Origin of the sequence: Streptomyces sp. NPDC050549, from assembly GCF_040655035.1 — a bacterium.
Classification (GTDB): domain Bacteria; phylum Actinomycetota; class Actinomycetes; order Streptomycetales; family Streptomycetaceae; genus Streptomyces.
In genome coordinates this window covers 1-9,610 of sequence record NZ_JBFAJD010000086.1, presented here as the reverse complement: position 1 = coordinate 9,610, position 9,610 = coordinate 1, and the positions used below count along the sequence as shown (strand labels likewise).

Here is a 9,610-nt window from a genome sequence, read left to right as displayed (position 1 = left end):
ACCCCCCAGGTCATCGCCTTCGACAGGGGGCACACAGCCATACCGGACCCGGGGGCCAGGCACCCCATTGCGGGGCCACGAGAAAGGTAACGGGGGGGGACGGACAAGGCCGTTCCGGGGCGCACGTACACGCACGCCCCGGCCACGGCCACCGGATGAGGGCCGTCCCCCTCAACCGGAGATCTTGGATCGGCCGACCTGCCGACTGGTCAGCCCTGCGCGGCGATCCGCGCCAGCCGCCGGGCCTCTTCCCGCGTGGAGCGGGCGATGGCGTCCTCGTCGACGTGCAACAGCCGTCCGGACTCGACGATCTGACGGCCGTTCACGAACGACGCGGTGACCGGGGCCGCCGCGCCGAAGACCAGCGCGGTCACCGGATCGGCGATCGAGGCGTGGGCCAGGGTGTCCAGGTTCCACAGCACCAAGTCGGCCAGCTTGCCCGGCTCCAGAGAGCCGATCTCCGCTGCGCGGCCCAGGACTTGGGCGCCGCCGTAGGTTCCGAGGCGCAGCGCCTGACGGGCGTTGAGGGCGGCCTCGCGGTGGGCGCCGAGGCGGTTGATCAGGAGCGCGTTGCGCAGCTCGGTGTGGAGTTCGCCGGACTCGTTCGAGGCGGTGCCGTCGACGCCTAGGCCGACCGGCACGCCGGCGGCGAGCATGTCGGGGACGCGGGCGATACCGGCCGCGAGGCGGGCGTTGGACGAGGGGCAGTGGGCGACACCGGTCTTCGTCCGGGCGAAGGCGGCGATGTCGGAGTCGTTCATGTGGACGCAGTGCGCCATCCACACGTCCTCGCCGAGCCAGCCGGTGGACTCGAAGTAGTCGGTCGGCCCCATGCCGAACAGCTCCTTGCAGAACTGCTCCTCCTCGACCGTCTCCGAGCCGTGCGTGTGCAGCCGTACGCCGAGCCTACGGGCCAACTCGGCGCCTTGCCTGAGCAGTTCGGTCGAGACGGAGAACGGTGAGCAGGGGGCCACGGCGACCTGTGTCATCGCGTCGAAGGAGGCGTCGTGGTGCTCCCGTACGGTCGCCTCGGTCGCGGCGAGGGCGCCCTCCAGGGTCTCGACGGCGAAGTCGGGCGGCAGCCCGCCGTCCTTCTCGCTGCGGTCCATCGAGCCGCGGGCCAGCGTGAAGCGGACACCCATCTCGCGGGCGGCACCGATGACGGCGCCGGAGAGGTCGCCGGAACCCTTCGGGAAGACGTAGTGGTGGTCCATCGCGGTGGTCACCCCGCCGCGCGCCATCATCGCGAGGGAGCCCTGCGCGGCGGCGCGGACCATCGGCTCATCGATGCGCGCCCAGGTCGGGTACAGCGCGACCAGCCAGTTGAAGAGGTTGTGGTCGGTGGCCAGGCCCCGGGTGATCCACTGGTAGAAGTGGTGGTGGGTGTTGACCAGGCCGGGGGTCACCAGGTGACCGCTCGCGTCGATACGCCGGACCACATCGGCGAGTCCGTCGGGCGCCCTGCCCGCGCCGAGCGACTCGATGCGATTGCCGGCGATGACGACATGCCCGGTGGCGTACTCGGTGTCGGCGGCGTCCACCGTCGCGATCGCACAGTCCTCGATGACGACACGCTGAACCATCGTTACCATCGTTCGTCTCAACTTCCTTGTTTCCGGTCCGGGTTCGCGGTTCGCGTCGTTCGCGTCAGAGATTGGTGAGATCCACCGGGATCCTCGGCTCGCAGCCGTCCCGCAGGACGGTCGCCTCGATCAGGCCGTAGGGCCGGTCGGCGGCGAAGTACACCTCGTTGTCGTTCTTCAGCCCGAACGGCGCCAGGTCCACAAGGAAGTGGTGCTTGTTGGGGAGCGAGAAGCGGACCTCGTCGATCTCCTCGCGGTTGTCGATGATCCGCGAGCCCATCTGGTACAGGGTCTGCTGGAGCGACAGCGAGTAGGTCTCGGCGAAGGCCTGGAGCATGTGCTGCCTGGTCCGCTCGTAGGAGGTCTCCCAGTCGGGCATCTCCTGTGCGTCGTCGGACCAGTTGAAGCGCCAGCGCCCGGACACCTCGGTCGCGAGGATGCGGTCGTAGGCCTCGGGGAGGGTCGTGTACTTGTCCTTGACGTAGCCCCAGAACTCCGAGTCCGTCGAGTTGAGCACCGTCAAGTCCTTGAGCCCGGAGACCACTTCCCAGCTCCGGCCGTCGTACGTGATCTGGGTGAGCCGGGTCTCCTGGCCCTTGCGGACGAAGGAGTGGCCCCCGGTCGTACGCTCCCAGGCGTACTCCTCGATGCGGATCCGCGCGGTCCCGATCGGCTCCTGGCTGGTCACGAAGTGCCGGGCGAGGTGGATGCCGAACTGCTCTGCGGACTCGATGCCGTGCTCCTTGGCGAACGCGTACACCGTGTTCTTGGTGGTGTCGGTCGGCAGCACGTTGGCGTTCGAGCCGGAGTAGTGGACCTCGTCCATGTCGCCGCTCAGCGACACGGACACGTTGAGGTCCTTGATGTGGTGGGTGGCACCGTCCCGCGTGATCTTGACGACTCGGTTCTCGGCCTTGCCGTACTGGTTCTGTCCCAGGATCACAGGGCGGGTGGGGCGGGAATTGTCTGCCATGTGTCTGCTAGCTCCCTCGGTATACGGAGTAGCCGAACGGGTTGAGCAGCAGCGGTACGTGGTAGTGCTCGCCGGGGTTCACGGCGAAGGTGATCGCCACCTCCGGGAAGAACACCCCGCTCGCACCGCTGTCCCGATTCGCGGGGGCGTCCTGCTGCGCATCGGCTTGCTTGTTCTCTGAACGCTGGAAATACGCCTCGACGGCGAAGTCGAGCCGTACGTGTGTGGTGCCCTCCGGCAGCGCCGGGAGATCCTTGCACCGCCCGTCCGCGTCGGTCGCGGAACCGCCGAGTTCCTGCCAGTCCGCCGATGTGCCGCTGCGGGCGGCGAGTCGGACGGCGACGCCCTCGGCGGGGCGACCGACGGAGGTGTCCAGGATGTGCGTGGACACCGAGGCGGTGGTACTGCTGCTCATGCCGCTTCTTCCTCTACGAGCTCGGCCAGCCGGATGCGGTTGATCTTCCCCAACTCGGTGCGGACGATCTCGCGTTCCCGCTCCGGCGAGTTGCCGATCCGTTCCCTGACCGCGTCGCGCATCTGCTCGCCGGTGCGACCGGTGGCGCAGATCAGGAAGACATGGCCGAACCTCTCCTGGTACGCCAGGTTGAGTTCGAGCATCTCCGCCCTGAGCTCCTCGGAGGCGCCCGCCATGCCGCGCTGTTCGCGGGCGGAGGTGGGGTCGCCGGGCTTGGGGCGGCCGATCGGCGGGTGGCCGGCCATCGCCTCGCCGAGGTCCTCGGCGGTGAGGTCCGCCGTCGCCGCGTCACTCTCGGCGTAGAGGTCCTCGGGTCCGGTGTACGGGCGGCGGGCGAGCAGTCGCCGGGTCCACGCCGTGGATGCGCACACCTCCAGGAGGGCGGCGAGGGCCGCGTGCTCCTCCAGGGCGTTGAACCGGGCGAGGCCCGGCGGCGTGGATGTCGACGTCACGGGAGCCTCCGTGGCCTTGTGCTGAACGGGCTGGCAGTAGCTAACGCCCTCGGCAACATCACGTCAACACTTTGTTGAAAATTCCGGGTAACAACCGGGAGCGGCTCAGCTCTCCTTCTCGCGGTTGAGGTAGTTGTAGACGGTGAACCGGCTGACCCCGAGGGCGCTCGCGACGGTCTCCACCCCGTGCCGTACCGAGAAGGCGCCGCGCGCCTCCAGTATCCGTACGACCTCCTGCTTGGCCTTGCGGTCCAGGTCCGCGAGGGGCTTGCCCTTCTTGCGTTCCATGGCGGCCAGGATGTGGTCCAGCGAGTCCGCGAGCTGCGGCAGGCGTACGGCGACCACATCGGCACCCTCCCAGGCGAGGACGACGTCATCGGGGCCGGCCTCGTCGAGCGGGACCAGTTCGCCGCCCATCGCGTCGACCAGCGGTTTCACGGCCGCGATGAAGGGCTCGTCGCCGAGGCCGGTCACCGGTCGCCCTCACCGATCACATTGAGCTGGAGCGAGATCCGGGTGGCACCGGCCTCCAGGGTCCTGCGCAGCAGCGCGTCGACGGCGGTGAGCACCGCGTCGGCACCCCCCTCGGCCGTGTTGCCGAACGGCCCGACGTCCACGGCGTCCAGCTCCGCCCCCTCGACGACCTCCCTGGCGACCAGCGCATGCGCGGGGGCCTCGTCGAGATCGAAGGGCTCTGTCGTGAACTCCACTCGCAATCGCACGCGCACAACCTAACGCGCGGTGCCGTTTTCCGCCGAGCCCTCTTGACAAGCTCCGACACCCGGCGGCAATCTTCCATCAAGCAGAAATGATATTCCGCAATACGGAATCTCAATGCGGCATCCCAAACCGAAACCCGACCCGGCATCCCGACACGGAAGGGAGCGCGACCCCGATGGGATTCGCAGACCAGCGCTTCAACGTCAACCTGTCGATCCTCTTCACTGAACTCCCGCTCCTGGAGCGCCCCGCGGCCGCCGCCGCGGCCGGCTTCACCGCGGTCGAGCTGTGGTGGCCCTGGGTCGACTCCCCCACCCCCGCACAGTCCGAACTCGACGCCCTCAAGCAGGCGTTGGAGGACGCGGGCGTCCAGCTCACCGGCCTGAACTTCTACGCCGGACAGCTCCCGGGCCCGGACCGCGGCGCCCTGTCGATCCCGGGCGAGGAGTCGGAGCGGTTCCGCGCGAACATCGACGTGGCCGCCGACTTCGCGGGCTCGCTCGGTGCCACCGCGCTCAACGCGCTCTACGGCAACCGCGTGGCCGGGGCCGACCCGGCCGAGCAGGACGCGCTCGCCCTGGAGAACCTGGTCCTCGCGGCCCGCGCCGCCGACCGGATCGGCGCGGTCCTGCTGATCGAGGCGCTGAACAGGCCCGAGTCGCCGCAGTACCCGCTCGTCAGCGCGCCCGCCGCCGTGGGAGTCGTCGACAAGGTGAACGGCGCGACCGGCCTCGGCAACGCGCGCTTCCTCATGGACCTCTACCACCTGTCCATGAACGGCGAGGAACTCCCTTCGGTGATCGAGCGGTTCGCGGCGAAGACCGGCCATGTGCAGATCGCGGACAACCCGGGCCGCGGCGCCCCCGGCACCGGCACGCTCCCCCTCGAAGACCTCCTCGACCAGCTGCGCAAGGCCGGTTACGACGGCTGGGTGGGCCTGGAGTACAAGCCCGGCGACCGCCCGAGCGCCGAGGCCTTCGACTGGCTGCCCAACTGATCTTCACCGAAAGGCACTTCCGATGAGCAAGCTCGCAGACTCTTCCCACCCGACCCGCCCGGCGATTGCCTGGATAGGACTCGGCATCATGGGCTCCCCCATGTCCGAGAACCTGCTCAAGGCCGGTTACGACGTCACCGGATTCACCCTGGAACAGGACAAGTTGGACCGCCTTGCCACCGCCGGCGGCACCGCGGCCCGCTCCATCGCCGAGGCCGTGCGCGACGCCGACGTGGTGATCACGATGGTGCCCGCGTCCCCCCAGGTCGAGGCCATCGCCTACGGCCCCGACGGCATCCTGGAGAACGCGCGCACGGGCACCCTGCTGATCGACATGTCGTCGATCACCCCGCAGACCTCGGTCGATCTGGCAAAGGCGGCTGCGGACAAGGGAATTCGCGTCCTCGACGCCCCCGTGTCCGGCGGCGAGGCCGGTGCCGTCGAGGCCGTGCTCTCCATCATGGTCGGCGGCGACCGGGCCGACTTCGACGAGGCGCGGCCGGTCTTCGACGCGCTCGGCAGGACCATCGTGCTGTGCGGTCCGCACGGCTCGGGGCAGACCGTGAAGGCCGCCAACCAGCTGATCGTCGCCGTGAACATCCAGGCGTGCGCCGAGGCCGTGGTCTTCCTGGAGAAGTCGGGCGTGGACCTGGCCGCCGCCCTCGACGTCCTGAACGGCGGGCTCGCGGGCTCGACCGTGCTGACGCGGAAGAAGGACAACTTCCTCAACCGCGACTTCGAGCCTGGCTTCCGGATCGACCTGCACCACAAGGACATGGGCATCGTCACTGACGCGGCCCGCAACGTCGGCGCGGCTCTGCCGGTCGGTGCGGTGGTGGCCCAACTCGTCGCGTCGCTGCGCACGCAGGGCGACGGCGGCCTCGACCACTCGGCGCTGCTGCGCGCCGTCGAGCGCCTCTCCGGCGCGCGGCTCTGAGACTTCCGGGCGGCGCCGTCGCCGACATCTGTCCTGTCGCGCCCAGGCGGTGGCGCCGCCCGGAACCATGCCGGACCGAGTACCAACGGACGGCCCGTGTGTGCCGGACGACCCGGATGAGGGGTGGTCGCCGGCACGGCGCGGGCGGGGCCGGGACCGCGGCGGAGTGCGAGCCAGTGCGGTGGTGAAGGTCCCGGGGCCTCCTTCTCGACCTGAGAGAAGAAGCCCCCGGTTCCGTCGCGACCGCCGCGGTCCCAGCCGAAACACCGACCCGAAGCACCCCGCCCCATGACCCCGTCCGGCGGCGCGAATGTCCTGTCGCGCCCAGCCTCGCGCCGTCGGACGGCCACCACGAAGAGCGCCGGACACGGCGCTCTTCGGTGTTTCCGGGTGCGGATCGGCCGCACGCGCAGCAGCCTGAAGGCATGGCGCATCCACCGGAACACCCGCACATCGTGGTCCACCCCCCGGCCCTGGACGGCTCCCGCCGGGTCACCACCGGCGACGAGACCGTCGGTATCGCCTCCCACCTGGACGACGTCGTCGAGATCCTGCGGCTGGCCGACCTGGACCGGATCGAGGTCGAGGAGAGCGACCTGATCGAGTGGCAGGGCGGCGGGCCGGAGGACTGGCCGGGGCTGTCGGAACACCACGACCAGTGAGCCGGCGATCAACAGCACAGCCACACGAAAGAGGGGGCCATCCCTCAGGACGGCCCCCTCTGCTCCCGCGTCTCAGACCTTCAACGTCCTGATCGACGTCGGTGCGTGACCGGGCTCGGTCGCGAGCTCCTCGAACTCCACCACCTCGCCGATGTCGTTCGTCCTGCTCATCGAGATGTTGGTGACGCGCTCCAGGATCGCCTCGACGACGACCGGCACCCGGAACTCCGCGGCGAGCTTCTTCGCCTGCTCGAAGGCGGTGCCGAGTTCGGCGGGGTCGGTGACCCGGATCGCCTTGCAGCCCAGGCCCTCGACGACCTTGACGTGGTCGACGCCGTAGACGCCCAGCTCGGGAGAGTTGATGTTCTCAAACTCCAGGTTGACCTGGAAGTTGATGTCCAGGCCGAGCTGCGCCTGGCGGATGAGGCCCAAGTAGGCGTTGTTCACCAGGACATGGACGTACGGGATGCGGTGCTGGGCCCCGACCGCCAGTTCCTCGATCATGAACTGGAAGTCGTAGTCGCCGGAGAGGGCGACGACGGACGCCTCGGGGTCGGCCCTGGCGACGCCGAGCGCGGCCGGGATCGTCCAGCCGAGGGGGCCCGCCTGACCGCAGTTGATCCAGTGGCGGGGGCGGTAGACGTGCAGCATCTGGGCGCCGGCGATCTGCGAGAGGCCGATGGTGGAGACGTACCGGGTCTCCGGGCCGAAGGCCTTGTTCATCTCCTCGTAGACGCGCTGCGGTTTGATCGGGATGTCGTCGAAGTGCGTACGGCGCTGGAGAGTCGACCTCTTCTCCTGTGCCGAGGCCGCCCAGGCGGAGCGGTCGGGGAGGCTGCCCGTCGCCTTCAACTCCCTTGCCACCTGCACGAAAAGCCCGAGCGCGGCCTTCGCGTCGGAGGCGATGCCGTAGTCGGCTGCGAAGATCCGGCCGATCTGAGTGGGCTCGATGTCGACGTGGACGAAGGTGCGTCCGGCGGTGTAGACGTCCAGCCTGCCGGTGTGGCGGTTGGCCCAGCGATTGCCGATGCCGAGGACGAAGTCGGACTCCAGGAAGGTCGCGTTGCCGTAGCGGTGCGAGGTCTGGAGGCCGACCATGCCGGCGTTCAGCTCGTGGTCGTCGGGCAGGGCGCCCCAGCCCATCAGGGTGGGGACGACCGGGGTTCCGGTCAACTCGGCGAACTCGACGAGGAGTTCGGCCGCGTCGGCGTTGATGACTCCGCCGCCTGCGACGATCAGCGGGCGTTCGGAGGCGTTGAGGAGCGCGAGCGCCTTCTCGATCTGGGGGCGGGTGGCGGCGGGTTTGTAGACCGGCAGCGGCTCGTACGTCTCCGGGTCGAACTCGATCTCGGTGAGCTGGACGTCGATCGGGAGGTCGACGAGGACCGGGCCGGGGCGTCCTGAGCGCATCAGGTGGAAGGCCTGCTGGAAGACGCCCGGGACCTGGGCCGCCTCCAGGACGGTGACCGCCATCTTCGTCACCGGCCCCGCGATGGAGGCGATGTCGACGGCCTGGAAGTCCTCCTTGTGGATCACGGAGGTCGGGGCCTGGCCGGTGATGCAGAGGATCGGGATGGAGTCGCCGGTCGCGGAGTAGAGGCCGGTGATCATGTCGGTGCCGGCCGGGCCCGAGGTGCCGATGCAGACACCGATGTTGCCGGGGCGGGTACGGGTGTAGCCCTCGGCCATGTGCGAGGCACCCTCGACATGCCGGGCGAGGGTGTGGTGGATACCGCCGGCGGCCTTGAGGGCGGCGTAGAAGGGGTTGATCGCCGCGCCGGGGACGCCGAACGCGTCGCTGACGCCCTCGCGCTTGAGGATCTCGACTGCCGCGCGGGCAGCGGTCATACGAGCCATGAAGTACTCCTGCTTCGGCTGTCGGATTCGCGTCACCGTCGCGCCCCGCGGTGATTAATTCCGCATCATGGAAACCAGATTCTACTATCTGGAAGAAATGTAAGTGGAGGCACGAAGGCCGTCAAGACACGGACAAGCAGGGGTTTCAGGAGGACCATGGGGCTCATGTCCGAGAGCGTGCCGGTGCGCTGTCCGGCCTGCCGACGTGAGCACGTCTATGCCGCGCCGTCCTATCCCTGTGTCTGCGGTGCCCCCGTCGCCCCGCCGCTCGATCCGCGCGGCGCGGCGACGGTCGTGAGCCACCGGGTCTGGGACGAGGACTGGATCGCGGTGCGCTGCGAGGCCTGCGGCCGGCTGGACGAGTGGCCGTATCCGGAGCTGGGCTGCCCGTGCGGGACCCTGCTGCGGATTCCCGTCGCCGGGGAGGAGCCGCCGGCGCAACCGGCCGCGAGCGTCGCCATGGTCGACACCGGCGCCCGGGACCGGCCCGCCTTCCAGCCCGTCACGATCCGCACGGCGCGCGACGCGGTCACCGCCGCCGCGCTCTATCTGCGCTGGCTCGGCTACCGGGACATCCGCCGCGCCGACCAGCGGCCCCCGTCCGGCATCGGACTGGCCGCCCGCGGCATCCTGGCGCAGGTGGACCCCACCGTGCGCCCCGCCTCGCTCCGGGACGTGGAGTGCCTGTGGCTGACCGCGATGACGGAGTCCACGGGCTGCGTCTACTTCTCCCTCGCCGGCTACGCCGACGACGCCCGGGTCCGCGCCGACTCCCTCGGCGTCCCCCTGTTCGTCCTCGACCTCACGGGCACACCCCAGCCGGTGAACGAACTCGCCGACCAACTCGACGCGGCGGGGGGCTAGTGCCGCATCAAGCAACGTTGGCCCTGTCGACGACCGCGCGTAGGCGCCGGTCGTCGGCATGGCGGTTTCGCCAGATGATGTAGCGGCGGA

The 9,610-nt window shown here is 69.6% G+C and carries 11 protein-coding genes and 1 pseudogene; 4 read left to right on the top strand and 8 right to left on the bottom strand.

From position 1 onward, the window contains the following. Positions 1-209 precede the first annotated feature (209 nt). From AB0I51_RS47650 to AB0I51_RS47625, 6 genes are all read right to left on the bottom strand, one after another. Positions 210-1,583 (bottom strand): 8-oxoguanine deaminase, encoded by a 1,374-nt coding sequence (locus AB0I51_RS47650; protein ID WP_362985668.1) that lies wholly within the window; start codon positions 1,581-1,583, stop codon positions 210-212. Positions 1,584-1,647: 64 nt separating this feature from the next. After that, positions 1,648-2,556, bottom strand: coding sequence for a factor-independent urate hydroxylase (gene pucL / locus AB0I51_RS47645; RefSeq protein ID WP_362985666.1), 909 nt, complete (start codon positions 2,554-2,556; stop codon positions 1,648-1,650). A 7-nt stretch (positions 2,557-2,563) separates the two neighbouring features. After that, a complete protein-coding gene (gene uraH, locus AB0I51_RS47640) occupies positions 2,564-2,971 on the bottom strand; it encodes a hydroxyisourate hydrolase (RefSeq protein ID WP_362985664.1) in 408 nt (135 codons plus the stop codon). Then, positions 2,968-3,483, bottom strand: a complete 516-nt coding sequence (gene uraD, locus AB0I51_RS47635) for a 2-oxo-4-hydroxy-4-carboxy-5-ureidoimidazoline decarboxylase (RefSeq protein ID WP_362985662.1) — start codon at positions 3,481-3,483, stop codon at positions 2,968-2,970. The genes uraH and uraD overlap by 4 nt, the downstream gene beginning before the upstream one ends. 105 nt (positions 3,484-3,588) lie before the next feature. After that, positions 3,589-3,957, bottom strand: coding sequence for a helix-turn-helix domain-containing protein (locus tag AB0I51_RS47630; protein WP_362985660.1), 369 nt, complete (start codon positions 3,955-3,957; stop codon positions 3,589-3,591). Then, positions 3,954-4,205, bottom strand: a complete 252-nt coding sequence (locus AB0I51_RS47625) for a hypothetical protein (RefSeq protein WP_043259777.1) — start codon at positions 4,203-4,205, stop codon at positions 3,954-3,956. The genes AB0I51_RS47630 and AB0I51_RS47625 overlap by 4 nt, the downstream gene beginning before the upstream one ends. Positions 4,206-4,378: 173 nt before the next feature. Between AB0I51_RS47625 and AB0I51_RS47620 the strand changes: the two genes are divergently transcribed. From AB0I51_RS47620 to AB0I51_RS47610, 3 genes are all read left to right on the top strand, one after another. Continuing rightward, the gene (locus tag AB0I51_RS47620; RefSeq protein ID WP_362985658.1) at positions 4,379-5,200 is read left to right on the top strand and encodes a TIM barrel protein; all 822 of its coding nucleotides are present in this window, start codon (positions 4,379-4,381) and stop codon (positions 5,198-5,200) included. A 22-nt stretch (positions 5,201-5,222) separates the two neighbouring features. Continuing rightward, on the top strand, positions 5,223-6,137 hold the full coding sequence (locus tag AB0I51_RS47615) for a 2-hydroxy-3-oxopropionate reductase (RefSeq protein WP_362985656.1): 915 nt from the start codon (positions 5,223-5,225) through the stop codon (positions 6,135-6,137). A gap of 425 nt (positions 6,138-6,562) precedes the next feature. Continuing rightward, positions 6,563-6,799, top strand: coding sequence for a hypothetical protein (locus AB0I51_RS47610; protein WP_362985654.1), 237 nt, complete (start codon positions 6,563-6,565; stop codon positions 6,797-6,799). Positions 6,800-6,871: 72 nt separating this feature from the next. Here AB0I51_RS47610 and gcl read toward each other — a convergent pair whose 3' ends face one another. After that, positions 6,872-8,656 (bottom strand): glyoxylate carboligase, encoded by a 1,785-nt coding sequence (gene gcl, locus AB0I51_RS47605; protein WP_362985652.1) that lies wholly within the window; start codon positions 8,654-8,656, stop codon positions 6,872-6,874. A gap of 156 nt (positions 8,657-8,812) precedes the next feature. On the opposite strand from gcl, the gene AB0I51_RS47600 reads away from it, so the two are divergent. Next, on the top strand, positions 8,813-9,520 hold the full coding sequence (locus tag AB0I51_RS47600) for a hypothetical protein (RefSeq protein ID WP_362985650.1): 708 nt from the start codon (positions 8,813-8,815) through the stop codon (positions 9,518-9,520). 7 nt (positions 9,521-9,527) lie between these two features. On the opposite strand, the pseudogene AB0I51_RS47595 reads toward AB0I51_RS47600, so the two are convergent. Continuing rightward, positions 9,528-9,610 (bottom strand): annotated as a pseudogene (locus AB0I51_RS47595) (transposase); the annotation flags it as partial.

Excerpts from the sequence above, each read along its gene's own strand:
- uraH (WP_362985664.1), bottom strand. The coding sequence starts at position 2,971 with ATGAGCAGCAGTACCACCGCCTCGGTGTCCACGCACATCCTGGACACC.
- pucL (WP_362985666.1), bottom strand. The coding sequence starts at position 2,556 with ATGGCAGACAATTCCCGCCCCACCCGCCCTGTGATCCTGGGACAGAAC.
- AB0I51_RS47600 (WP_362985650.1), top strand. The coding sequence starts at position 8,813 with ATGGGGCTCATGTCCGAGAGCGTGCCGGTGCGCTGTCCGGCCTGCCGA.
- AB0I51_RS47650 (WP_362985668.1), bottom strand. The coding sequence starts at position 1,583 with ATGGTTCAGCGTGTCGTCATCGAGGACTGTGCGATCGCGACGGTGGAC.
- AB0I51_RS47620 (WP_362985658.1), top strand. The coding sequence starts at position 4,379 with ATGGGATTCGCAGACCAGCGCTTCAACGTCAACCTGTCGATCCTCTTC.
- AB0I51_RS47615 (WP_362985656.1), top strand. The coding sequence starts at position 5,223 with ATGAGCAAGCTCGCAGACTCTTCCCACCCGACCCGCCCGGCGATTGCC.
- AB0I51_RS47610 (WP_362985654.1), top strand. The coding sequence starts at position 6,563 with ATGGCGCATCCACCGGAACACCCGCACATCGTGGTCCACCCCCCGGCC.
- gcl (WP_362985652.1), bottom strand. The coding sequence starts at position 8,656 with ATGGCTCGTATGACCGCTGCCCGCGCGGCAGTCGAGATCCTCAAGCGC.